Raw genomic sequence first — 24,813 nt, 5'->3', positions numbered from 1 at the left:
TTTATCACCTCTATATCTTCACTATTTCTACCTAACTAGTCCAATTACTACATCAAGGAGTTGATCTACCGTTGTTATTACCTTTGCATTAGCTTGGAAGGCATGTTGGAATTGTACAAGGTTTATTGCTTCCTCATCTAGGGATACTCCTGAAGTTGAAAGTCTTCTTTCAACAAGTCCCTTTAATAAAGTATTTTGATTTTTGACAATTCTTGTAGCTTCCTCAGACTGAACTCCCAGTTTATTTATAGTATTCTTAAAGAATCCCTCTACCTTAACTCCTCCATCGATAGTTTTAAACTTTGGTACTCCATTAGGTACTTTGCCTGTAACCGTATCAGTTTCAAAATGGTCCTTTATAAAATCCTCATATTTTCCACCACTTTGAATACTATCTATATTAAGGCCAAAGTCTCTTAGGCTAGCCAATGCTAGTGCTCTATCTCCATCTGTAGAACCTGAACCCTTACTTGCTCCAGCCTGAATTAGCATAACATTTTTTAGGATATCTGAATTCATTGTGATATTTCCTGCTGTAATACCATCATAATCAAGAGGGTTATTTCCTGAATTAACAAAGAAGGCATACTTTGTTTCCCCTGCTGGAATCCCCTCTGTATGAATTGCATTTACTGCGAATGCTAAAGTCTTTGCTAAGGTATTAGCTTGTTCTATGTAACTTTCAGCATCTTCATGAATTGATTGAAGTCCACCTATCCTTCCTGAGGATGGATTAAATATTTGATCATTATTTAATGCTCCACCTGTAAGATTTACACTTCCGTCTTCACTAGTAACAAGAACTCTTCCATTATTTAAATTTTCATACTGCTCATCAGAAAGAGTAACTCCTGTTAAAGTAACCTTATTTTTATCTGAAGTCATATCTCCATTTTTATAGTATTCTATATCATAACTTCCATCTGGATTTTTTGTTAGTTTATTTACATATGCAAATTTATTAATCTCATCTGAATCTTTATTCCTTATTAGACTTATGTTTAAATTATCTTCAGACTTACAAGTAATTCCATTAAGTATTTGATTTCTAGTATCGATACCAAATTTTGTACTTAACTCATCTAAAAGTAAATCTCTGCTATCTAATAAGTCATTAGGATTGTTCCCTGCAATGGTAACAGTTATTATTTCTTTATTTATAGAATTTAATTGATCAAGAATAGTGTTTACTTCAAAAAGGTTGCTTTGTATCTCTTTAGCTGCATTATCCTTAGTATCATTTAACTTCTTATAAGTATGATTTAGTTCATCTGCTAAGGCTTTCGCCTTTTGGGCTACTACTGTTCTAGCATCAGATTTTTCTGGATTCTTAGAAAGAGTTTGCCATGCATCAAAAAACTCTGACATAAGCTCTGATATTCCTGTATCAGAAGGTTCATTAAAGATACCTTCAATTTCTGATAAGTAGTCTTGTCTAACACCATAATTGCCAAGAAGAGAGCTTTCCTTTCTTATTTGAAAATCAAGAAACTGATTTCTTGTTCTTTCAATAGAGCTTACAGTTACACCTGTACCAATTTGTCCTACGCCCCCTGCTATGGTTTGAGGTCTTGCTGTTTGAAGTACAATATGTTGTCTTGAAAAACCTGGCGTATTAGCATTTGAAATATTATGGCTAGTTACATTGATATATTGCTGCTGAGCAAACATACCACCCTTTGATGTATTTAATGTTGCAAATAATCCTGACATAATCTTCTCCTTATCTCTTTATTTTTCCATATCCATTATAAACTACCGGCTCTTTTTTAGGACTTATCATAGCTAACATAGAATTTGTGTAGCTAAGACTTTGTTTTATTAGTAGTTCATTAGTTTCCTTTTGAATCACTAAAGCATTAATAGCTTTAACCATTTCATCATATATATGAGTAATTTCCTTTCCATCTACTTCTTCTACTATTTTTTTAATAGATTCTTTTCCTATTAAGCTTCTTCTCAAACCTTCAGCTCTTGCTAAGTTTCTACTACAATCATCTATATCTTTAGTTATAGCTTCTAATTTAAACACATCTTGAAGAACCAATAGTTCATGTTGAGCTTCTAAAATATCTATAAGAGCCTTTATTGCCTTTAACTCTTCTTCTAATATTCCCTTAAGCTGGTTTTTCATCTATTGTCCACCTTTCCCATATGCCATCATGGCTTTAGCCAAAACCTGTGAATCTACAGTGTATGTTCCTTTAGAAATTCTACTTTTTATCTTTTCTACTTCTTTATCACTGATACCAACACTTTCTTCTTCTAATGCTAATTTATTCAAGCTCTTTCCTAAAGTTGAAAGCTGACAAGTATCCTTAACCATATCCTTGTCTGGTTTAGTATTTTCTGCTTTAATATTTTCTTTAGTCTTATAGCTATTTACATATAGAGCGTGAATATTTCCATTATTAATTTTCATGTTTTCACTCCCAACTTTTTCTCTCTACCTTTATACTCGAATCTATTTAATCAAAGTTTATAGGGTTTTTTAGTAAAATTTTTACAACCCTATTAATTTTTTATTAATAGAAAAAAAGTCTTTACTTAGAAAGACTTTTTACTCTATCTTCTCCACTAGCAATTTCAGTAATTTTAACACCAAAGTTTTCATCTACTACAACTACTTCACCATGGGCAATTCGTTTACCGTTGATAAAAATGTCTACTGGTTCCTCTGCTAGCTTATTTAATTCAATTAAAGAACCTCTAGTAAGAGCCAGAATATCTCTTATATTCTTCTTCGTTCTACCAAGCTCCACTGACAATTCTAATGGAACATCTAATATCAAGTCTATATTTTTAGGCATTTCTGCACCTCTAATTTCTTCTAGCTGTCCAAAGGATGCTTGCTTCACATTAACAGGTTCTTCATAATTTCCTACAATTCCTTGACCTTGAACACTGTAATTATTTTCATTTCTATAAGTATCTTTTGAAATTGTCTCACTGGCTACATCTTCATTATTCATAGAAATTTCTTTAGGTTCAGCTACAACTTTCACTTCATTTTGTGCCTTTGAAGATTCTAATGCTGGTGCATTCTCCTCAGTTCCCATCATAATACTTACAATTTTCTTTGCTGTAGCAATTGGTAATATTTGTACAATATTACTATCAACTAGATCACCTATGGTCATTCTAAAGGAAACATTCACTATTTCTTCATCTGCAGATATGTCTGTAGATATCTCCTCTGAATTTTCATCACAAACAGAAGATATTGGAGGTGATATATTTACTTCTCTACTAAACATAGTTGCCATAGAAGTTGCTGCTGATCCTATCATTTGGTTCATAGCTTCCTGAACAGCACTTATTTCTAATTCAGAAAGTTCACTTGGTGGCTCTACAACTCCATCTCCACCCATCATTAAGTTTGCAATAACTGCCGAATCTTCAATATTTATAATAAATAGGTTTCCTCCAACTATTCCACTGACAAATTGAACATCTAATACTATATTAGGTGTTTTAAAGCTCTTTTTTAGCTTATTTAATGTACTAAGAGTTATAGTTGGAGTTGTAATATTTACAGGTTTACCAACTACAGCTGAAAGTGCTGTGGCCGCTGTACCCATAGATATATTTCCAACTTCACCCAATAAATCCTTTTCTAAATCTGATAATTCCTCAGCTGGTTCATTAACTGGTTCATTTTCCGAAGAACCACCATCTCCATTTAGAAGGGCATCTATTTCCTCTTGTGAAAGAAACGAATTATCCATCATTCTCAACTCCTCTGTCTATATATTCAATTATTTGAACTGCCTTATTTTTACCCTTTAACCCAGGCTTAGCTTTAAATAGAAGCTCATCTTCTACATAAATATCAACAGTGCTATCGTAGCTTCTATCTAGGGTAATAATATCCCCTGTAAATAAATTCAAAAAGTCATTTACAGAAATCTTCGTTTCTCCAAGGACAGCCTTCATTCCTACGTCTACATTTTTTATAACTTTATTTATTTTATCTTTTACCTCTTCACCTTGTTCATTATCTACGGTGCTAAACCAATTTTTTATAACTAACTTATCTAGAACCTTTTCTATACTAAGATGTGGAATACATATATTGATAAGTAAACTTGTATCAAACATATCTACACTAAAAGTTATTAATGCCACCGGCTCATTAGGAGCCAAAATTTGGTTCAATGCCGGATTAGTTTCTATACTATCCAGAATAGTTTCTACCTGCATAACATCTTCCCAAGCTAACTTTAACTTAGAAATCATTTCTTGATTAACATGCTTAATAATGTTTTTTTCTATATCTGTGAGTTCCTTAAATTTAGGCTTTTTGTCTCCACTTCCTCCAGCTAGAACATCATATATTCTAAGGACAAATTCCTCGTTAGTCTCTAATATTATTTGACCATCAAGGGGAGGCATCCTAAACAAGTTAAGCACAGTGGTGCTTGGAATAGAATGTATAAATTCTTCATATGTAATTTGTTCTACATTCTCTATCTTCACCTTAACATTACTTCTAAGCTGAGCTGTTAAATAGTTAGATACTATCCTTGCATAATTATCATGAATAACTTCTATAGCTCTAATAACATCCTTAGAAAATTTTTGAGGTCTTTTAAAGTCATAATCTTTTATTTTGACATTTTCTTCATCTTTTTCAATGTCACTTGGTTCTAAGTCACCAGAAGACAAGGCAGATAAAAGTGCATCTATTTCACTTTGCGATAAGGTTTCTGCCATATTCTACCTCTTTCTACCCAGTGGGTCTATTGTAGTAGTTTATCAATATCAATCATAGTTAATATTCTATTTTCAAGATTAATAAGTCCCTTTATAAAAGGCTTATTTTTATCTTCATGAACTCTTTTAATCATATCTTCTTCTACATTCATAACTTCTTCTACATGGTCTACAGTTATTCCAACTTGCTCACCATCTAACTCTAAAACTATAATGTTATTATTGTTTTCATCGCTTATATTCATACCTAAAAGAAGATTAATATCTAATACGGAAAGTATACTTCCTCTTAGATTTATAAGTCCCTTAATATATTTTTCCGCTTTGGGAACCTTTGTGATTTTCATTAGTCCGTTTATTCCTTGAACTTTGCTTGTCTCTACTGCGAATTCTTCGTCACCTATTGTAAAAACCACAACTTGCACTAAAATCCCCCCCATATTATCCTAATACTTTTTTTATAGCTTCAAGTACTCTATCTGCTTGGAATGGTTTAACTATAAAGTCCTTTGCTCCAGCTTTTATAGCATCCATAACCATGCTTTGTTGTCCCATTGCACTACACATAACTATCTTTGCACTTGGATCAAAAGCTTTGATTTGTTTAACTGCTTCTATTCCATCCATCTCAGGCATTGTTATATCCATGGTTACTATATCTGGGTTTTCTGCTTTATAGATTTCCACTGCCTTAATTCCATTATTAGCTTCTCCAATAACTTCATATCCATTCTTCTCTAAAATATCCTTAACCATCATTCTCATAAAAGTCGCATCGTCTACTATTAATACTCTTGCCATTTTCTACATAACCTCCGTTAATTTAATCCTAATGATTCTAATATTCTTTCCAAAGACCCTGGCGCTGGGATAAAATAAAAATCACCTCTTAAGTCTTCATTCTCCTGAGAAAATCCTGTTTCTATATCTAATACATAGTCATTAAATTGACCAGATTCAATGAAAGTTGTGGAAAGCACTGCTGTAAGCATGTCCTTCGCTACTGCAGGTACCGACGGGAATAGCCTTAAATTAGTCATTTGACTTATGGCATTCATATAGGTTGCAAATATTATGTTACCTATTTCTCCAAGGGCTGAATAACCTAGTTCATTTAACTCTTCTCCCTCTTGCTTTCCAACTAGCATTTCTGCAATCTTCATCATTGTAGCTGTATCAAACATAAATAATATATTTCCTGGGGCTTCACCAAGAACTCTTGCAATTACTGCATAAACTACAGTTTCTTCATCTACCCTTTCAAAAATATCCTCTAAGGAAATAACATTTACCCTGGGAACTGATATTTGTATCTCTTTCCCTAAGATTTGCGCCATGGCTGTAGCTGCATTTCCAAGACCTATATTACCAATCTCTCTCAATGCATCTATTTGTAACTCGGTAAACTCCATAGCTCTCCTCCTAAATAAGTGCTGCTACATCTAAAATTAATGTCACTAATCCATCACCTAATATAGTAGCTCCAATATATTCTTTTGTGGATTTTAGTATGTTTCCAAAGGTTTTAATAACTATTTCCTTTTGTCCTAATAATGAATCAACAACTAAGGCAACTTCATTTTCGCCAACCTTTGCAAGTATTACGTATTTTTTACCATAATCCTTACTTTCTATATCTAATTTATCATTAATTCTTACTAATTTAAACACCTTATCATTATATACCACAATTTCTTTATTATTTGTTCTTTTAATTTCCTCTGGATTATATTCCATAACTCTATCGATAAATCCTAAGGATATAGCCATAGTCTCTGTTCCAATCTTAACAAGTAAGGATTGAATTATTTGTAGAGTTAAAGGCAACTTTATTATAAAGGAGGTTCCTTTTCCTTCTTCACTGAATACATCTACGGTTCCTCCAAGGCTTGAAATTTTTGTTTTTACAACATCCATTCCAACTCCTCTTCCTGATATATCAGTAACTACTTCATTAGTACTAAACCCTTGAGAGAAAATAAGATTTTTTATATCATTATCACTCATCCCTTCAGTATTAATACCAACTTTCTCTGCCTTAGCCTTAACCTTTTCTACATTGATACCACTACCATCATCTTCTACCTTTATAACAGCCTTGGTACCTTCAGAATAGGCAATTAATTTTATCTTTCCTGCTGCTGGCTTACCTTGACTAATTCTTTTTTCTGCTGACTCAACTCCATGGTCTGCAGCATTTCTAAGTAAATGTATTAAAGGTTCACCTATCTCTTCAATTACAGTTCTATCAAGCTCTGTATCCTGTCCTTGAATTTCAAAATCAATCTCTTTATTTAGTTCCATTGATAAATCTCTTATCATTCTTGGGAATCTATTAAATACTACATCTAAAGGTAACATTCTAATCTTCATAACTAAATCTTGAAGATCAGTAGTAGTTCTTGCTACTTCTTCTAATGTCTCATTTAATTCCACAATCTTATGATTAGCACTTATTTGCTCTAATCTAGTTCTATGAATTACTAGCTCAGATACCATATTCATAAAGTTATCTAATCTTTCTAAATCCACTCTAACAGATTGTCCAACACCTTTATTTTTATGTTTTACTGGTTGTTTTTTATTTTCCTCTTTGTTACTAGGTGCTGTTTCTACAGTTTTTGCCTTAAGATTATTTTTTGAATCCTTCAGCTCTACTACTTTGTTAGAACTTTCTTTGTCTTTAGCAATTTCAACAGTATTTGTAGCCTTAGTACTAGTAGCTAAAGTTGTGGCAGCAATTTCATTAGCTCCTTTACCATCGCTAATACTGTTACCATTTTTAACCAAACTACTTATGTCTCTTACTTCAACTTGCCTTATTTCAGATATTCCATTTATAGAATTTCTTATTATGTCCTGAGAGGTTTCTGTTACAAATACTAAATCAATATCAAAATCAAAGTTTTCACTTTCTAAATCCTCAAGCTTTGGATTTGATTTTAAGATTTCTCCATTCTCCTCTAAAGTCTGAAATAAAATAAATGCTCTAGCAGATTTTAAAATAGTTTTTTCATCAAGTCCAACATGAACATGGAAGGTATTGAAATTATTCTTTAAAGCTTCCTTTAAGGTATCAATATCATATTCATCAAGACCTAAGTCTACACTCTCCTCACTGCCCATTATATCTTGCGCCACTTCTTTATCTTTATTCTGAATTGCATCTGATGAATTTTCTTCCTTTGGGATGTTTTCATTTCCCTCCGCTATCTTTACTAGCTGAGTTACAATGTTATTAATCTCTAAGTCTCCATCACCTCCATCAGTAATATCCCCTACCATGGATTCTAAAATATCTAAACAATTAAACAATACTGTTACCACTTCATGGGTTACCTTAAGTTGTCCCTCTCTAAACTTGGACAATACATCCTCCATCTTATGGGTCAGTTCTGCCATTTTAGTATACCCCATAGTAGCAGCCATTCCTTTAATAGTATGTGCAACTCTGAAAATCTGATTTAATATTTCCATATCTTCCGAATCATTTTCTAATATAAGTAATGATTCATTTAATAGTTGTAGATTGTCACTTGACTCTTCTAAAAACATAGATAGATATTGAGAAGTGTCCATATTACCCCTCCTTAAATTTTCTTATAGATAAATGTTGAAAGTTTCTCAAAACCAAAATTCTTATATCCATATATACTTTCTGTAGCACCTATAAATAATAAACCTCCTGAATTTAATGCTTTAGAAAACTTTTCATAAATTTTTTCTTTTACTTCATTCGTAAAATATATAACCACATTTCTACATACAATTATGTCAAAGCCACCTTCATAGCTATCTAATATAAGATCATGTTTTTTAAATGTTACTAGATCTTTTACTTCTTGGTTAATTATAAATTTTTCCCCCTCATGTTTAAAATACTTATGAAGTTGGGTTTTAGGTATGTTTTTAATATCTCCACTTACATACTCTCCTGCTTTTGCTCTTATTAAGATGTTAGTATCTATATCTGTAGCTAATATCTTATGTCTAACACTAGGGGTCATCTCCTTTAGCATCATAGATATAGAATACGGTTCTGCCCCAATAGAGCAAGCTGCACTCCATATTTTTAGTGGTCTATTATAGGATAATTCACTTTTTATAAAATTTTCAAGTTCCTGAAATATTTGTGGGTTTCTATAGAACTCTGTTACATTTATCGTAACATAATCCAAAAACTTTTCCCTTATAACCTTATCTTTTTTTATTAATACCATATATTCATCTAAATCTTTAGCTCCAGCCCTAGACATAATAGTAAGTATCCTTCTATGTAACTGAGCTGATTTATAGCCAGACAAATCTAAATTAAACTCTCTTAATATAAAATTTTCAAACTTTGTAAAATCCATTAATTCTTCACATCCCCCAGTACTATATTAGCTATTCTTTTACTAATATCATAAAGTGGAATAACTTCGTCTATCATATTAGTGTCATAAGCTGCTTTAGGCATTCCATATATTATACAAGTAGACTCATCTTCTGATATAGTGGCTCCACCTGCTTTTTTCACTTCTATAATTCCATCAGCACCATCTCTTCCCATACCAGTGAGGATAATACCTAATAGATTCTCACCAAATACCTTAGCTCCTGATATAAAAAGCTTGTCTACAGCCGGCCTTACTCCCCACATTGGAGATTCTAAATTTAAGGTTATAGTTTTGCTTCTACTTATCTCCATATGTTTACCACCAGGTGCTATATATACAACATCCTTTTCTATGGACATACCTTCCCTGGCTTCCACCACCTTAACCTTAGAAAATTTATTAAGTCTTTCAGCAAAAGCTTTTGTAAAGCCTTCTGGCATATGCTGAACCACTAATATAGGAACTCCTAATTTTTCTGGAAGGTTTGTAATAACATTAAATAATGCCTTAGGACCACCTGTAGATGCCCCCATTACAATTGCTGAGATTTTTTTATTACCTATTTCTTTATTTCTTATAACTTTAGGCCTTGAGTCTCTTTCTCTTATTTTCAATACTTGAGAAACTCTATGTATTTCTCTTGTTTTACCTTCTTTAATGTCAACATCTTTTGTGTTACTAATGGAAGAAGTGTTTCTTACAAATCTGATACCTCTTATTTTCGAAACTAGAATTTCTCTAACTACATTAATATTTAAAGAAATTGAACCTGATGGTTTAGGTACAAAATCTATAGCTCCATTTTCTAAACATTCCATAGTTTCCTCGGCACCATCTTGTGCTAAACTACTTATCATAATAACTTTAGTAGGTATCTTTAACTCCATTACTTTCTTCAAAGCTTCTATCCCATTCATCTTTGGCATTTCAATATCTAAAGTGATAACATCTGGAACCTGCTTTTTTAACTTTTCTAAAAGATCTTCTCCATTTCTAGCAATGGCTATCACTTCCATGTCATCTTCCATATTTATCATATCTGATATCATCTTTCGCATTAAAGCGGAGTCATCTACAACCATAACTGAAACCTTTTGTACCATATGTAATCACTCCAATCATTAATTTCTATATAATTTTAATACCTTCTCCTACAGTTTTTACATATAGCTCCCCTGTTACTGTATCAAAGGTTATTGTTCTTCCTTTAGTTCCTCCAATTTCTTCACTATCTATAGGTATTTTTCTAGCCTTTAATATATCCTTAACTGCTAGGCTGTTTCTAGCACCTATATCCATATTAACCTTGCTGTCTGCAAAGTTAAACATAGATGCCCCACCAGCAATCTTGGCTCTTAAATCTTTTTCTTTTGCACCATTCTCTATCATTTCTTTAATCAGAATAGGTATTGCAAGATTAGCAAACTTTATTTCATTTGCTATCTTATTAAACTTTTCACTGTCTGGAAGCATAATATGGGCAAGGCCTCCAATTCCACTTTTTTTATCAATCATGGCAATACCAATACAAGAACCTAGTCCAATTGTCATAAGTCTATCTGGACATTTTGCTATTTTATAATCTGCAATGCCTACTTTTATCTCCGTGTACTCCATAGCTTACCTTTCTATTTTCTCCTTTTCATCCGTTGAAAGAAGTTCATTTAAATTTAAAAGTAAAATAATAGTATTTTTATTTGTGTCTTTTATTATTCCCTTAACATATCTCTTAGATATATTAGAAGATATGTCCGGAGTCTCTTCTAAGTCATCCACTTTCCTAGATATAACTTCATTAACAGCTTCTACTATAACCCCTATGGCACCCTCTTCATTTCTAGCAACGATTATAGAACCTTCTTTTTCTTTATCTTCTAAACCATATATCCCAAACTTTTTAGCTAAACTAATTACTGGTAATATTCCATCTTGATAATTTATAACTCCCTCTAAAAAATCCTGTGAATCTGGAATTTTTGTTGGCTCTTCATAGTTTAGAATACGTTCCACCTCTCTAATATCTGCTGCAAAGCACTGTTCTCCTAATCTAAACACAAGTAATTTAAATTCCTCTGCCACTTTTACCCCTCCTAAATTTTAAACTTTTCAACAATTAGCTCTCTATTTTTATCTATATATACGTGAACACTTTTGCATGTTTCATCCATTATAGTTTCCATATTTCCAACTATAAACTTAGTATTTAAATAAGCAATATCACAATAAATATGTCCTTCCTTATCTACTACTACCTCTGTCATAACCCCAGAAGGCGAACCTACTATCTTTGCCTTAATTTCACTTTTCGCTTTAACTTTTCCCCCTCGAAGTTCGCATTGACCTTCTCCTGTAAAATATATACCCTTTTCTGCATAAACATTGGATTTATAAACGCCTTTTCCATTTACTGTTAAACTTCCAGAGCAAAATACTGTACAATCTTGAATGTAACCTATTGTAGCATCTGAATTAATATCTTTCATAGCTTCTATAGCCTTTATTTTCTCTTCTGCCAAAGTCTTAACCTTAATTAGTTCTTCTACACCACTTATTAACATATAATTCTTGTTAGCATATTTAATCTTTAATACTCTAAATAATTCATTGTTATTATCATTAATTTCTACCATTGTGCTTAATACTTTATTAATTATCTTAGTTATTAAAGGAAATTTACTCTTTATGACAAGACCTATAATATCACAATCTCTTATATTCCCCTTTATATCTCCACTTTCTTTAACTGCTATTACAGCCTTATACAAACTATGAAAACTATCCACTATGGCAGATAACTCTTCTAAATACCCTTTAAACTCAGAGAACTCACTTCTAATCTTTATGGTAGATGAAATTGCACTACCAATGATTTGCATATCTCCCTCCGACCAAAGACTACATCTTACTGCATTTCCCTTTATAATTATGGTATTTCCTGATTTAACCTTCATACCATCTTTAACATCAGCATTAATAATTACATCGCCTATAAAATTAATATCTCCTGTAGTTATATCTACATCACTAACAACCTCATGAACATTATTAACCTGAAAAACGCATCCCTTTACTTGAGGTTTACCCTCCATTGTAGACACTATAGTATCCTTATCTTTAAATTTACATCCTGTTTTCACCATCATGTCCTTAACTTTTCTTTTTCTAGGTTGAATAGGTTGAGAAAATAAGTTTATACCTATAGTACCTTCTTTTCCTACAGTACGTTTTGCAAGAATATCGTCTTTCTTCACACTTGTTATACTACCTATAGATTTAAAATCTACATTACCACATTGGTCACTTTTAAATCCCTTATGGGCATTGGTATCAAAATATACTTCTAATACATCATCTATAGGTTCAACAGGTTCCTTTCCCCTTGCAACAATAACATTCTCTATCTTGTCCATATTCCTTATGTCATCTATGATCTTATTATCAATTCCATAAATTATATTCCTATCTTTAAGTTCTTTTAATATTTCATCCCTTGTAAATTTAGGTGGAAATTTCTCTTCTTTTACCTTTGCATTTAAGGTAATCATGGGTGCTTCCGGTGTATCTTCTAAAGTATAAATAACTTCAGGACTATAGTTTATTGATATACTAGCTATCATTTTGTCTTCACTAATATTAATATTCAATTCCCTCATTGCCTTAGATTCATTAAAAGTTATATCTATTTTACTCTCAGAGTTAACTCTAACTCTTCCTTTTACCTCTTGTTCATCCACAAATAAACTAACATCCTTGCCCTTTACAATCCAAGGACCTTCAGAATTATTTTCATCATCAGTAATAATTAGTTTGCCATCAAGTACTTTTGCAGTTTCCCTTAATGTCTTATCTTCCACATTATCACCCCTAATACATAATACAGATCATTTCCTTCTAAAATACAAAAACAATACTATAATATATTATCGTATTGTTTTTGACATACTTTACTATTTACTTGTTTTATAATTCTTTAAGTTTCTTGTAATTAATTCTTCAAACTTATCTTTTATATCATAAATTCTTTGATAAATTTTATCATATTTTATAATACCTTCAACTTCATTTATAGGTAGCACCTTAGGAGAAGTTCCAGATATAAATAATCCATCTAAATTTTTTATATGTTCACAATGAATATTTTCTTCTCTTACCCTTAAGCCCAGTTCTTCACAAGCCTTTATTATCTCGCTTCTAGTTATTCCTGGAAGTACCCCTTCTACTGGAGCTGTAATTATTTCATCACCTTTGATCATAAATATATTGGACTTGCTTCCCTCTGTAATGTACCCTTTACTATTTACTAAAATAGCTTCATAACTTCCACTAGCATCTATTTTTTCATTAACTTTTCCCCTAAAGGAATTATCTATAACCTTTGCATTAGGATTATGTCTTTCTCCAAAATAAAGAATAGTCTTTACTCCCTTACTATACATATCCTTAGTTGGATAAGAATGCTTTATAAAAAATATAAATAGATTATCCATATTTATTACAAGCTTTAAATTACCATTGTCAACTCTATTTAGAGTTATTAACTTTCCTATGTACTCCTTTATCTTATCCATAGATATAAGTTCTTCTTTTTTTTTCTAACTTTAAAGAATTTTCAAGCCTAGCTAAATGTTCATCTAAAAATAGAGGAGCTCCATCTATAACCCTAATAACTTCATATATGCACTTACCTTCTACCACATATATATCTTGAAATTCCTCCCTTTCATAAGCTTCATCATTTTTTATAAAGTAATCATTTATACAATTCTCCATACTTATCGCCACCTTAAAATCTCTAATTCATGATTCTTCTTATAATTTATTAAATATCCCTTGCCCACTAACTTTAAAAGAGGTAAATCCGAAAGAGAATCAGAAAACATATAGGAATTTTCAAAATCCACTTCTATATTGTCTTTTTTTAATTCCTCCATTAATCTTTTTACCTTTGCTTCACCTTTGCAATTTTCCCCTAAAATTTTAGGATTAAATTTTCCTTCATCAATATGAAACTTAGTTCCAATAACCTTATCTACTTCTTTTATACTATAAAATTCATTAACATAAAACTCAGGAGAGGCAGAAATTAAATATATCTTATAACCCTTTTCCTTAAAGTCCTTAATAGCTTTAATTGCATCTTCATACAATATGCTCTCAATCTTTTCCTTATAAAAGCTTTTCACTAACTTCTTTAAGTCTTCCTCACTGGTTCCTGCTAAAAATCTTAAAAAATTCTCCTTAGTTCTTCCAGCATTATACACCTTTAAACCATAAAAAATACCAGTTATTATATGTGATGGTAAATACCTAAGTAACTTTCTATCCTTCTTAAGCATATATTTATATAATTCTATAGAAGTCTCCTTTTTAGTTAATGTATAATCAATATCAAATATAGCTAGTTTTTCCATGTGAAATTGACCTACTTTCATGTTATTCTTAACCCTTGATCATCCATTCCATATCCTCCTTAATTATTATTTCCATAGGAGAATATGGACAACGCAGCATAAAAGCCGCTATATAAATAGCGGCTTTTAAAAGTTTAATTAGTTTTCACTATTTTCATTTGCAAGTAATTCTTCGTAATATGCTTTTGCTGCATCATATTCTGCATCTTCTGGTACAACAAGTTCTCCTACTTCGTCATCACCAACTACTTTAAATAAGTATATTGAACCGTCATCTGGATTTTGTACTAATGCATATTCATTTTCTTCAAATAAAAATCCATCAACTATTTCACATTGAGTTACATTTCCTTCTTCATCTTCTAACTCAACGAACATTGCTTCGTGCTCTCCGCAGCCACAACCACATTCTTCGTGATCATGTTCATGATCGTGTCCTCCACAGCAGCATTCATGACTTTCTTGCTCATGTCCTCCGCAGCATCCTGTTTCTTTTTTATCTTCATTATTTCCACAACAGTTATTTCCCATATTAATAGCCTCCTTAAATAATACTCCTCTTCATTGTACCCTTAATCTTCATATTTTAGAAGTGTTTTATAATATTTTAATACAAAGTTTTTATTTTCATCCAACAATTATCCTAATTTTGCATAGATAAAAGGGCTGCCCCAAAACGGAGACAACCCTTAGATTATTTAAAACTATTATTGAGCTGCAAGTTTTTTATAAGATTCTAATCTTTCTTTTGCATCTTGTTCAGTCTTAACAAATAATTCCTCAGCTACTTCTGGGAACATTTTTTGAAGTGATGCATATCTTACTTCGTTTAATAAGAAGTCTCTGAAAGATTCAGTTGGCTCTTTAGAATCTAAGCTAAATGGATTCTTACCTTCTTCTTTAAGAGTTGGGTTGAATCTATATAATCCCCAATATCCGCAAGCAACAGCTTTTTTAGATTCTAATTGAGTATTACCCATTCCTGTCTTAATTCCATGGTTAATACATGGAGCATAAGCAATTATTAAAGATGGACCTGGATATGCCTCTGCTTCTCTTATAGCTTTAAGAGTTTGAGCTTGGTCAGCTCCCATAGCTATTTGAGCAACATATACATAGCCATAGCTCATTGCCATCATTCCAAGGTCTTTCTTCTTAGTTCTCTTACCTGAAGCTGCAAATTTAGCAATTGCTGCAGTTGGAGTAGCTTTAGAAGATTGTCCACCAGTGTTAGAGTAAACTTCTGTATCAAATACAAATACATTTACATCTTCTCCTGATGCTAGAACGTGGTCAACACCGCCATATCCAATGTCGTATGCCCAACCGTCTCCACCAAAGATCCATTGAGATCTCTTAACGAAGAAGTCTTTGAATTTATATAACTCTGCCATTGTTTCGCAGCAATTTTTGTTTGCTTCGATTAATGGAAGTACTTTCTTAGTAGCAGCTTTTGAAGCTTCTGCATTATCTTTATTCTCTAACCATTCATTTAAAGCAGCTTTTAACTCTTCATTACAATTTGTTGATACTGCTTTCTTTACTAAGTCAGTAAGTTTTTCTCTTTGGTGATTAGCACCTAAGAACATACCTAAACCGAACTCAGCGTTATCTTCAAATAATGAGTTAGCCCAAGCTGGTCCTTTACCTTCTTGATTCTTAGTGTATGGAGTTGAAGGAGCACTTCCTCCCCAAATTGAAGAACATCCTGTAGCATTAGCTATCATCATTCTATCTCCAAATAATTGAGTTATAAGCTTAGCATATGGAGTTTCTCCACAACCTGCACAAGCACCTGAGAACTCTAGAAGTGGAGTCTCAAATTGGCTACCTTTAACTGAAGCAACACCTAATGGATTTTCAGGTTTTTTCATTTTAACTGTGAAATTCCAAGGTTCTATTTGATCCTTTTGAGTATCAATAGGTTTCATAACTAAAGCTTTTTCTTTAGCCGGACAAACTTGCGCACAGTTTCCACAACCTGTACAATCTTGAACTGCTACAGACATTGTGAATTTTAAGCCTTTAAGTTGTCCACCTTTAGCATCTGCAAGCTTAATAGCTGCTGGTGCATTTGCAAAATCTTCTTCTGTTCCAATAGATGGTCTTATTGTAGCATGTGGACATACATAAGAACATTGGTTACATTGGATACAGTTTTCTGGAATCCATTGTGGTACATTAACAGCTATTTCTCTCTTTTCATAAGCAGCTGTTCCATGGTCAAAAGTACCATCTTCTCTTCCTTCAAAAGCACTTACAGGAAGTTTGTCTCCTTCTTGTCTATTCATAACCTCAACGATGTTTTTAATGAAGTCAGGAGTATCCTTCTTACATTCATTTTTATCTACTGCATTTTTCCAAGCTTCTGGAACATTAACTTTAACTATAGCATTAACTCCAGAATCTATAGCATCGTTGTTCATTTTAACAATTTTTTCACCTTTTTTACCATATGATGTTTGAACTGCATCTTTAAGGTATTTAATAGCTTCGTCTACTGGAATGATTTCAGCTAGTTTGAAGAAAGCAGCTTGACAAATCATGTTAATTCTTCCGCCAAGACCAATTTCTTGAGCAACTTTTACAGCGTTTATTGTGTAGAAGTTTATGTTATGCTCTGCAATATATCTCTTCATTGATGCTGGTAAGTGTTCTTCTAAATCTTTTTCATCCCAAATACAGTTTAATAGGAATGTACCACCATCTTTAATTCCAGCTAATACATCATAGCTATTAACATAAGATTGGTTATGACATCCAATGTAGTTAGCTTGGTTGATTAGGTATGGAGATTTAATCTCTTCTTTACCAAATCTTAAGTGAGACATTGTTACTCCACCAGATTTTTTAGAGTCATAAGCAAAGTATGCTTGAGCATACATATCTGTATGGTCTCCTATGATTTTTATAGCACTCTTATTAGCTCCAACTGTTCCATCAGATCCTAATCCCCAGAATTTACACTCAACAGTTCCTTCTGGTGTAGTAGCTATAGTTCTTGTAATGTCTAGTGATGTATTTGTAACATCATCAACTATTCCTATAGTGAATCCATTTTTAAGTTCTTCTTCTTTTAAGTGATCGAATACAGTAACTATTTGAGATGGAGTAGTATCTTTTGAACCTAATCCATATCTTCCACCAATAATAACTGGTCTTTCAGCTCTATCATAGAATGCATTTCTAACATCTTGATATAATGGCTCTCCAGCAGATCCTGGCTCTTTTGTTCTATCTAATACAGCAATCTTTTTAACTGTTGCTGGCATATGTTTAAAGAAGTGTTCTAATGAGAATGGTCTATATAAGTGAACCTTAACTAGTCCAACTTTTTCTCCCTGAGCTGTTAAGTAATCAACTGTTTCCTCAGCAACATCACATACTGAACCCATTGCAACAATTACTCTATCTGCATCTGGTGCTCCATAATAATTGAATAGGTGGTAATCAGTACCAATTTCTTTATTAATCATTTCCATATATTTTTCTACAACTCCTGGAATTGCATTGTAGAATGGATTTGAAGCTTCTCTTGCTTGGAAGTATATATCAGGGTTTTGAGCTGTTCCTCTAGTTACAGGATTCTCTGGGTTTAAAGCACTTGCTCTATATGCATCTACTGCATCCCTATTTAAGAATTTTCCTAGAGTTTCATAATCCCAAGTTTGAATTTTTTGTATTTCATGTGATGTTCTAAATCCATCAAAGAAATGTAAGAATGGAACTCTACCTTCAATAGCTGCTAAGTGAGCTACTGGAGCAAGGTCCATAACTTCTTGAACGCTATTTGTAGCAAGTAAAGCAAAACCTGTTTGTCTTGTAGCCATAACGTCTTGATGATCTCCAAATATGGATAAAGCTTGTGCTGCTAATGCTCTAGCACTTACGTGTAAAACACCTGGAAGTAATTCTCCAGCCATCTTATACATGTTTGGAACCATAAGTAATAATCCTTGAGATGCTGTGAAAGTAGTTGTTAATGCACCTGCTTGTAGTGAACCGTGAACTGCTCCAGCTGCACCTGCCTCTGATTGCATTTCCATTATCTTTAGCTTTTGTCCGAATACATTTTCTCTACCTTGTGCTGCCCACTCATCACAGTGTTCAGCCATAGGTGATGAAGGAGTAATTGGGTATATAGCTGCTACATCAGTATATGCATAGGCTACGTGAGCTGCGGCGGTGTTACCGTCCATAGTTTTCATTTTTCTCATTGTAAGCAACCCTCTTTCTTCTATAAATATTTTATTAGCAAACTCATAATCTTATTTTTTTCTTTGTTAAAATGCTATCATGAATTCACTTATATTTAGCTATTTCTCTAAGACACATTAATGCCAAACTAAAGGTTTGGTAATGTTTAACATGACCTTACATTTAAATTATACCTTAATTTTATTAAAATTCAACCCTAAAAATTAACACACTTTGTTAAGTTTTTAATTAATTTCTAAGGGAAATTCATCCAAAAAATCCGGTATAACCACGGAATAATTTTCACTTTTTAATTTATTAGTGAAGGATTCAATATTTTTTCCTTCACCATGAACTAGAAATATTTTCTTAGGCTTTTCCTTCATACTACTTACCCAATTATATAGTCCTGCCTTATCTGCATGACCCGATAGTCCATCCATATAATAAACTTTTCCTTTAACCTCAATGTTCTCACCTTGGAGTTTAATTCTTTTGTTTCCTTTTAATAATTTATTCCCAATGCTCTGGTTCCCTTGATAGGAGGTAATTAATACCCCACACTCTGGTCTAGGAAGATTATTTCTTAGATGGTTAGCTATTCTCCCTCCATCATAAACTCCTCCAGCTACAATAATTATGGATTTTGACTTAACTTGGTAAATCTTCTTTCCATCATCACTATTTTCAACAAAATGCAGTCCTTTAAAGTTCAATGGATCATCACCTTTTTCTATAAGAGCCTTAGCCTTCTTATCAAAGTATTCTTCATACTTTCTAAATATTTGGGTAATTCCTGCTGCCAAAGGACTATCTATATATACATTACAGCCCTGCAACTGTCCACTTTCTATAAAACTATTTAGCATGTATATAATCTCTTGGGTTCTTCCTAAGGAAAAACAAGGAATTATTAAATTTCCATTACCCTCCATGATATCCTTTACAATTTCTAGGAGTTTTGCATAATTATCTTTTTCTTCATGCATCTTATCTCCATAAGTACTTTCAAGGATTAAAAAATCTCCCTGGAGTTCTTTTTCTGGATTATTTAAAATATCTCTATTAATATTTCCTATATCTCCAGTATATATCAATTTAACCCAACTTTCACCACAATTTTTGATTAAAATTTCACATATTGCAGAACCTAATATATGACCTGCATCTCTAAAAATAACTTTTATCCCCTCTCCCAATAGGATTTCCTCATTATATCCGTAGGTATAAAAACTTTTTAGAGCTAGTTCCACATCCTCTTCATCATATAAAGGACTTAAAGCTTTTACACCCTTACCATGTCTAGAAAGATTTTCAAAATAAGTTTCCTCCTGTTGGATTCTAGCAGCATCCTTAAGTAAATACCCACATAATTCCTTAGTAGGCTCAGTACAAATTACCTTCCCTTGAAATCCTAACTTAAAGAAAAGAGGTATCCTACCACTATGATCCACATGACTATGAGATAATACAATATAATCAACTTCCTTAGGATCCACATTCAATATATCATTACTATAAGACTTTAAATCATTACTTTGAAATAAACCACAATCTAAAAGTATTTTTTTCTCATTAACAGTAAGTAAATGACTAGAGCCTGTAACACACTTAGTAGCTCCTAAGAACTTTAACTTTATCTCCATTGAAACTTCTCCTATCTTTCCTATGTTTAATATATTTACTATTATTCACTAATGCCATAGGATTTTATGTATGGACTATTTATATATTTATCATTTTCACTATATAAAAATATCCCTATATAACTATTTATATAGGGAAAAATTTATATATTTAACTATAAAACTATTTAACTATAAAACTATTTAACTATTTAACTAGTTGTTGTCATAGTGTGGGTTTCAGGTATTTTCTATGTATATACTATAATAATTTTTATATATGTAGAGCATGTACTTTAATATTATTGTTAGCGAACGCCATTTGCATAAGTAAGAATCTAAATCTTTGATTTAGTTATTCGAACTTAGTTCTTCTAATTTATTAGAAGAACCTCTATGAATATTTCATTACTTAGGATTTATGAATGGTAAAATCGTAAGCAACACAACTTGTTTGAGTGTATACGAGTTGTTGTGTTGTAGATTTCACCTTGAATAAATCCTTTTAGTAAATCAATGCTTCGAAACGGCTGAGCGATAATAATATAAGTACATGCTCTACATTAATTTTATTATTGTTATTTTCTTTTACAGCTTTCTATTAGGTCTATTATTTTTCCAAGGCTGTCCCTTTGTTTGCTTTTGCTCATATTTTTAATATATGTTTCTTTATCTCTATTAACTTCATCAATAGCTTCTAAAAGAGTCAATGCATTTAAATTTTCTTCCTCTATAACTTTACTATATCCTGATTTATTAAAAGACTTAGCATTTAAAATTTGATCTCCTCTACTTGCCTTAGCTGATAGCGGTATTAAAATATTAGGTTTTTTTAAAGCTAAAAGCTCAAATATAGTATTAGACCCTGCTCTAGAAACTACTATATCTGCCAATTGCATTAAATCTGATAACTGTTCTTTAATATAATCAAACTGAGCGTATCCCTCAACTACATTTAAACTCTTATCTAAATTACCTTTTCCACATAGATGTATTACATTAAAAGTTTTAAGTAGGTCCTGTAACGCTTCTCTAACACATTCATTTATAATTCTTGAACCTAAGCTGCCACCAGTAACTAAAATTACAGGCTTATCATCTTTAAATTTACAAAATTCCTTAGCCTTTGTTTTACTGCCCTTAAATAGTTCACTTCTAATTGGTGAACCTGTAAGTACAGCTTTCTTTTTATTAACATGATCCATAGCCTCTTCAAAGGTAACACAAATCTTTGTTGCATAGGGCATGGATATTTTATTTGCTAGACCAGGTGTAATATCTGACTCATGTATTATAATTGGAATTTTATTAAAATAAGCTCCTAACACCACTGGAACTGATACAAATCCTCCCTTTGAAAAAACTATGGCTGGTTTTTCTTTTTTTATAATTGACTTTGCTTCAAAAACCCCTTTAATAACCTTAAAAGGATCTGTAAAGTTCTTTACATCAAAATATCTTCTTAACTTACCACTAGAAATACTATGATATTTAATTTTTTCTGCTTCTATAAGTTTTCTTTCTATTCCATGTTCAGTACCTATATACTGTATTTCATATCCTAGCTCCTTTAGCTTGGGCACAAGTGCGATATTGGGAGTTACATGTCCAGCTGTTCCTCCACCTGTCATAATGATTTTTTTGTTACTCAATTTAAAAGTCCTCCTAAAATTACCTAGTAAAAGCTTTAATAGCTTTGAAATATTTAAAATAAAAATATCTAAGCCTTAGACGAGTATATGTAATCTCGCTAAAGCTAAAAATAATGTTATTACTATATAGATTTTATAGATTTTTATTATAATATGTTTTTTATTATATTAGATATATTATGCTCCTTATTAAGTTATGCCACATATGAAGACAAATGTAAATATAAAATATGAATTTTATATTAAAAACCATTGAATATATACATAAAAAGGTAATTGCTCATAATCTTTCATATGTTACCACCCATTCTCTTAAATAATCTTCTTATATCCGGGTACAATACTATTATCAAAACAAAGGAGGTGAAAATACATGTCAAACAATAATAATAATTCTAATCAACCAGCAGTACCTCAAGCTAAAGCAGGTTTAAACAAATTTAAAATGGAGGCTGCTCAAGAAGTAGGAGTTAATCTTAAAGAAGGATATAACGGAGACCTAACTTCTAGAGAAGCTGGATCAGTTGGTGGTCAAATGGTTAAAAAAATGGTTGAAGCTTACGAAAGAAATCTTTAATCAAACATTTGTAAGTAGCGTGTGGTAAGTTTATTATTTAAGAAGTTAGCAAAATTTGTTTAAATAATAAGAGGTTCACATTAATATGTTTGTTGACTTCTACTAATTTATTGGAGGAGGAATATAAAATGACAAGCAAAAGTAGATTATTAGTACCAGAAGCTAAAGCAGGTTTAGACAGATTTAAGATGGAAGCAGCTCAAGAAGTTGGAGTTAACCTAAAAGAAGGATATAATGGCGATTTAACTTCTAGAGAAGCTGGATCAATCGGCGGACAAATGGTTAAAAAAATGGTTGAAGCTTACGAAAGAAATTTATAGGATATATTAATATCTGAATAAATTATTTAATAGTAAGTAAACCCTAAATAGGAGATGCACCTTATAGGTGCATCTCTTTATTAGTTTAAGACATATTCAAAAATAAATAAGCCATATTACCTGTATATTTCACTTGTTATTTATTTTCAGATGCCTAATTTTATATCTTTAAGTTTTAATTGCACACTTCTTCTTCCCATATATTCATTTATATCCGGCTGAAATAATATATTTAGAAATAGACCCTTCGGTCTTATATACCCACTTCCAATATCTCCATATTCATCTCCATAGACATCTTTTAAAATCTCAATAACTTCATCTCTTTTATTGAAATATAAACCATCTATCATATTATTGGTACCTTCCACATTAAATCTAAATTTAACATGCTGATATTCACTTCCTAAAAATCTTATATCTGCCACTAAAACTCTATTAGCCTTTAGAATTGGCGTTGGATTTCCCTTTCCAAAGGGCTCTAATAACTTGAATTCTTCTACAACCTGTTCTGTTATATAATTTAACTTTATGGGAGAATCTACTCTCATTTTAGAAGCAAGATCTTCCTCACTTAAATAGCAGTTTTCATTTAATAATTGTCTAAACTTTGAAATATTTTTTTCTTCTATGGAAAGTCCTGCTGCCATTGGATGTCCACCAAACTTGCTTAGTAAATCCTTACATTTTAGCATTTCTTCAAACATATTATATTCTTCAATGGATCTACCTGAACCCTTTGGCATATCTTTTCCCTGGGTTAAAATAAAGGTGGGCTTGCCATACTTTTCCTTAACTCTGCCTGCTACAATTCCTGCAATACTCTCATGGATATGCTGGTTATATACTACAAGTACTCTATCATTTATCAAAGAAGACCCTTCTATGTCAGCACAAACTTGTTCCACACTTTCGGTGGTAAGATCTTGCCTTTCCTTATTAAGATTAAAAACCTTTGTAGCAATATCCATAGCCTGACCCATATCTTCACAAAGTAGTAGATCTAAGGATAGCTCAGCAGTTTCTAGCCTTCCTGTAGCATTGATACAAGGACCAATGTTAAAGCCTACATTATAACAAGTTACCTCATCCTTTATATCAATTATATGTTTTAAAGCTTTTATTCCTAAATTTCTTGTATTAGAAAGTATCTTTAGCCCTTCCTTTGCAATGATTCTATTTTCATCCATTAAATCTACCACATCACATATAGTGCCAATGGCAGCTAACTCTAGAAGATCATCGGTATTTTTATCCTTCATATTCATAGCTCCATATAAAGCTAAAGAAAACTTATAAGCCACACCGGCTCCACATAAAAGTTTAAAGGGATAATTACAATCCTCCTGCTTAGGATTTATTAGGGCATCACTACTTGGAATTACCATCCTTCTTTCTCCATCTATCTCCTCAAAGGGAAGTTCATGGTGATCTGTGATAATAACTTTTAAGCCAAGTTCCTTAGCTCTTTTTACTTCTTCTATAGCAGAAATCCCATTATCGCAACTTATTATAAGATTAAAACCTTCCTCTGCTATGGTCTCTATTCTAGAAATACTCATGCCATAGCCTTCATTTTCCCTATGTGGTATATGATAAGCTACTATTCCACCACAGCTTTTTATAGCCTTATAAAGAATTGCAGTACTAGTAACTCCGTCTGCATCATAATCTCCGTAGACCATAATTTTTTCCTTATTATTTATAGCCTCCACCATAATCTCTATGGCCTTATCCATATCCTTCATAAGATAAGGGTTATATAGTTTATTCAAAGAAGAATTTAAAAATTCATCTGCCTTTTCCTTAGTATCTATTCCTCTATTCATAAGCACCCTAAGAGTAATAGGAGTAACCTTTATATCCTTAAGTAGCTCCTTTAAAACCTCCATAGAGCACTGACTATCTTTCCAAACAGTATTCACCAAATCACCTT

Annotated in this window: 24 protein-coding genes; 2 read left to right on the top strand and 22 right to left on the bottom strand. The window is 32.0% G+C overall.

What is annotated here, in order from left to right; translation table 11 throughout:
• Positions 1-27: 27 nt before the first annotated feature.
• The 21 genes from flgK to IO99_RS00985 form a co-directional block, all read right to left on the bottom strand.
• Complete coding sequence (gene flgK / locus IO99_RS01080) at positions 28-1,713, bottom strand: flagellar hook-associated protein FlgK (protein WP_035129208.1); 1,686 nt, start codon at positions 1,711-1,713, stop codon at positions 28-30.
• A 10-nt stretch (positions 1,714-1,723) separates the two neighbouring features.
• The gene (locus IO99_RS01075) at positions 1,724-2,134 is read right to left on the bottom strand and encodes a flagellar protein FlgN (RefSeq protein ID WP_035129207.1); all 411 of its coding nucleotides are present in this window, start codon (positions 2,132-2,134) and stop codon (positions 1,724-1,726) included.
• A complete protein-coding gene (gene flgM, locus IO99_RS01070) occupies positions 2,135-2,422 on the bottom strand; it encodes a flagellar biosynthesis anti-sigma factor FlgM (protein WP_035129206.1) in 288 nt (95 codons plus the stop codon). It abuts the gene before it with no gap.
• A 121-nt stretch (positions 2,423-2,543) separates the two neighbouring features.
• Entirely contained in the window at positions 2,544-3,728 is a 1,185-nt protein-coding gene (gene fliY / locus IO99_RS01065; protein WP_035129205.1) for a flagellar motor switch phosphatase FliY, read from the bottom strand.
• A complete protein-coding gene (fliM, locus tag IO99_RS01060) occupies positions 3,721-4,716 on the bottom strand; it encodes a flagellar motor switch protein FliM (RefSeq protein WP_035129204.1) in 996 nt (331 codons plus the stop codon). The genes fliY and fliM overlap by 8 nt, the downstream gene beginning before the upstream one ends.
• A gap of 26 nt (positions 4,717-4,742) precedes the next feature.
• Positions 4,743-5,141, bottom strand: coding sequence for a chemotaxis protein CheW (locus tag IO99_RS01055; protein ID WP_035129203.1), 399 nt, complete (start codon positions 5,139-5,141; stop codon positions 4,743-4,745).
• Positions 5,142-5,157: 16 nt separating this feature from the next.
• Positions 5,158-5,517, bottom strand: a complete 360-nt coding sequence (locus IO99_RS01050; RefSeq protein WP_035129202.1) for a response regulator — start codon at positions 5,515-5,517, stop codon at positions 5,158-5,160.
• Between the two features lie 17 nt (positions 5,518-5,534).
• Positions 5,535-6,128 (bottom strand): chemotaxis protein CheC, encoded by a 594-nt coding sequence (locus IO99_RS01045; RefSeq protein WP_035129201.1) that lies wholly within the window; start codon positions 6,126-6,128, stop codon positions 5,535-5,537.
• A gap of 10 nt (positions 6,129-6,138) precedes the next feature.
• Positions 6,139-8,295, bottom strand: a complete 2,157-nt coding sequence (locus IO99_RS01040) for a chemotaxis protein CheA (RefSeq protein WP_035129199.1) — start codon at positions 8,293-8,295, stop codon at positions 6,139-6,141.
• An 11-nt stretch (positions 8,296-8,306) separates the two neighbouring features.
• Positions 8,307-9,071 carry a CheR family methyltransferase gene (locus IO99_RS01035; RefSeq protein WP_035129197.1) on the bottom strand — a complete coding sequence of 255 codons (765 nt, stop codon included), beginning with the start codon at positions 9,069-9,071 and terminating at the stop codon, positions 8,307-8,309.
• Positions 9,071-10,198, bottom strand: coding sequence for a protein-glutamate methylesterase/protein-glutamine glutaminase (locus IO99_RS01030; RefSeq protein ID WP_035129195.1), 1,128 nt, complete (start codon positions 10,196-10,198; stop codon positions 9,071-9,073). Before IO99_RS01030 ends, IO99_RS01035 begins: the two co-directional genes overlap by 1 nt.
• Before the next feature lie 25 nt (positions 10,199-10,223).
• A complete protein-coding gene (locus tag IO99_RS01025) occupies positions 10,224-10,712 on the bottom strand; it encodes a chemotaxis protein CheD (protein WP_035129193.1) in 489 nt (162 codons plus the stop codon).
• 3 nt (positions 10,713-10,715) lie between these two features.
• Complete coding sequence (locus IO99_RS01020) at positions 10,716-11,174, bottom strand: chemotaxis protein CheW (RefSeq protein WP_035129191.1); 459 nt, start codon at positions 11,172-11,174, stop codon at positions 10,716-10,718.
• 11 nt (positions 11,175-11,185) lie between these two features.
• Complete coding sequence (locus tag IO99_RS01015; RefSeq protein WP_035129189.1) at positions 11,186-12,949, bottom strand: FapA family protein; 1,764 nt, start codon at positions 12,947-12,949, stop codon at positions 11,186-11,188.
• Between the two features lie 93 nt (positions 12,950-13,042).
• The gene (locus IO99_RS01010) at positions 13,043-13,663 is read right to left on the bottom strand and encodes an aminotransferase class IV (RefSeq protein ID WP_242844061.1); all 621 of its coding nucleotides are present in this window, start codon (positions 13,661-13,663) and stop codon (positions 13,043-13,045) included.
• The gene (locus tag IO99_RS19385) at positions 13,656-13,865 is read right to left on the bottom strand and encodes a hypothetical protein (protein ID WP_242844060.1); all 210 of its coding nucleotides are present in this window, start codon (positions 13,863-13,865) and stop codon (positions 13,656-13,658) included. Before IO99_RS19385 ends, IO99_RS01010 begins: the two co-directional genes overlap by 8 nt.
• A 2-nt stretch (positions 13,866-13,867) precedes the next feature.
• On the bottom strand, positions 13,868-14,506 hold the full coding sequence (locus tag IO99_RS01005; protein ID WP_035129516.1) for an HAD-IB family hydrolase: 639 nt from the start codon (positions 14,504-14,506) through the stop codon (positions 13,868-13,870).
• A 138-nt stretch (positions 14,507-14,644) separates the two neighbouring features.
• Positions 14,645-15,037 carry a DUF1292 domain-containing protein gene (locus IO99_RS01000; protein ID WP_035129187.1) on the bottom strand — a complete coding sequence of 131 codons (393 nt, stop codon included), beginning with the start codon at positions 15,035-15,037 and terminating at the stop codon, positions 14,645-14,647.
• Between the two features lie 176 nt (positions 15,038-15,213).
• Entirely contained in the window at positions 15,214-18,723 is a 3,510-nt protein-coding gene (nifJ, locus tag IO99_RS00995) for a pyruvate:ferredoxin (flavodoxin) oxidoreductase (protein ID WP_035129184.1), read from the bottom strand.
• A gap of 225 nt (positions 18,724-18,948) precedes the next feature.
• The gene (locus tag IO99_RS00990) at positions 18,949-20,349 is read right to left on the bottom strand and encodes an MBL fold metallo-hydrolase RNA specificity domain-containing protein (protein WP_242844059.1); all 1,401 of its coding nucleotides are present in this window, start codon (positions 20,347-20,349) and stop codon (positions 18,949-18,951) included.
• Positions 20,350-20,906: 557 nt separating this feature from the next.
• A complete protein-coding gene (locus IO99_RS00985) occupies positions 20,907-21,980 on the bottom strand; it encodes an undecaprenyldiphospho-muramoylpentapeptide beta-N-acetylglucosaminyltransferase (RefSeq protein ID WP_035129182.1) in 1,074 nt (357 codons plus the stop codon).
• 373 nt (positions 21,981-22,353) lie between these two features.
• Here IO99_RS00985 and IO99_RS00980 point away from each other — a divergent pair, with 373 nt between their 5' ends.
• Together IO99_RS00980 and IO99_RS00975 are read left to right on the top strand one after the other, a co-directional pair.
• Positions 22,354-22,557, top strand: coding sequence for an alpha/beta-type small acid-soluble spore protein (locus IO99_RS00980; RefSeq protein ID WP_035129178.1), 204 nt, complete (start codon positions 22,354-22,356; stop codon positions 22,555-22,557).
• A 128-nt stretch (positions 22,558-22,685) separates the two neighbouring features.
• Entirely contained in the window at positions 22,686-22,877 is a 192-nt protein-coding gene (locus tag IO99_RS00975; RefSeq protein WP_035129176.1) for an alpha/beta-type small acid-soluble spore protein, read from the top strand.
• A gap of 146 nt (positions 22,878-23,023) precedes the next feature.
• Here the strand turns inward: IO99_RS00975 and recJ are convergent, their stop codons facing one another.
• Complete coding sequence (recJ, locus tag IO99_RS00970; protein ID WP_035129174.1) at positions 23,024-24,802, bottom strand: single-stranded-DNA-specific exonuclease RecJ; 1,779 nt, start codon at positions 24,800-24,802, stop codon at positions 23,024-23,026.
• Between the last annotated feature and the right edge of the window lie 11 nt (positions 24,803-24,813).

The sequence above is a fragment of the Clostridium sulfidigenes genome (assembly GCF_000732635.1).
Lineage (GTDB): Bacteria > Bacillota > Clostridia > Clostridiales > Clostridiaceae > Clostridium_J > Clostridium_J sulfidigenes.
The sequence above is the reverse complement of the archived record's forward strand: the minus strand, read 5'-3'. Positions and strand labels throughout refer to the sequence as shown.

Excerpts from the sequence above, each read along its gene's own strand:
- IO99_RS01035 (WP_035129197.1), bottom strand. The coding sequence starts at position 9,071 with ATGGATTTTACAAAGTTTGAAAATTTTATATTAAGAGAGTTTAATTTA.
- fliM (WP_035129204.1), bottom strand. The coding sequence starts at position 4,716 with ATGGCAGAAACCTTATCGCAAAGTGAAATAGATGCACTTTTATCTGCC.
- IO99_RS01000 (WP_035129187.1), bottom strand. The coding sequence starts at position 15,037 with ATGGGAAATAACTGTTGTGGAAATAATGAAGATAAAAAAGAAACAGGA.
- IO99_RS19385 (WP_242844060.1), bottom strand. The coding sequence starts at position 13,865 with ATGGAGAATTGTATAAATGATTACTTTATAAAAAATGATGAAGCTTAT.
- IO99_RS00975 (WP_035129176.1), top strand. The coding sequence starts at position 22,686 with ATGACAAGCAAAAGTAGATTATTAGTACCAGAAGCTAAAGCAGGTTTA.
- flgM (WP_035129206.1), bottom strand. The coding sequence starts at position 2,422 with ATGAAAATTAATAATGGAAATATTCACGCTCTATATGTAAATAGCTAT.
- IO99_RS01045 (WP_035129201.1), bottom strand. The coding sequence starts at position 6,128 with ATGGAGTTTACCGAGTTACAAATAGATGCATTGAGAGAGATTGGTAAT.
- IO99_RS01040 (WP_035129199.1), bottom strand. The coding sequence starts at position 8,295 with ATGGACACTTCTCAATATCTATCTATGTTTTTAGAAGAGTCAAGTGAC.
- fliY (WP_035129205.1), bottom strand. The coding sequence starts at position 3,728 with ATGGATAATTCGTTTCTTTCACAAGAGGAAATAGATGCCCTTCTAAAT.
- IO99_RS00990 (WP_242844059.1), bottom strand. The coding sequence starts at position 20,349 with ATGGAGATAAAGTTAAAGTTCTTAGGAGCTACTAAGTGTGTTACAGGC.
- IO99_RS01075 (WP_035129207.1), bottom strand. The coding sequence starts at position 2,134 with ATGAAAAACCAGCTTAAGGGAATATTAGAAGAAGAGTTAAAGGCAATA.
- IO99_RS01005 (WP_035129516.1), bottom strand. The coding sequence starts at position 14,506 with ATGGAAAAACTAGCTATATTTGATATTGATTATACATTAACTAAAAAG.
- IO99_RS01010 (WP_242844061.1), bottom strand. The coding sequence starts at position 13,663 with ATGGATAAGATAAAGGAGTACATAGGAAAGTTAATAACTCTAAATAGA.
- IO99_RS01025 (WP_035129193.1), bottom strand. The coding sequence starts at position 10,712 with ATGGAGTACACGGAGATAAAAGTAGGCATTGCAGATTATAAAATAGCA.
- nifJ (WP_035129184.1), bottom strand. The coding sequence starts at position 18,723 with ATGAGAAAAATGAAAACTATGGACGGTAACACCGCCGCAGCTCACGTA.
- flgK (WP_035129208.1), bottom strand. The coding sequence starts at position 1,713 with ATGTCAGGATTATTTGCAACATTAAATACATCAAAGGGTGGTATGTTT.
- IO99_RS01050 (WP_035129202.1), bottom strand. The coding sequence starts at position 5,517 with ATGGCAAGAGTATTAATAGTAGACGATGCGACTTTTATGAGAATGATG.
- IO99_RS00980 (WP_035129178.1), top strand. The coding sequence starts at position 22,354 with ATGTCAAACAATAATAATAATTCTAATCAACCAGCAGTACCTCAAGCT.
- IO99_RS01030 (WP_035129195.1), bottom strand. The coding sequence starts at position 10,198 with ATGGTACAAAAGGTTTCAGTTATGGTTGTAGATGACTCCGCTTTAATG.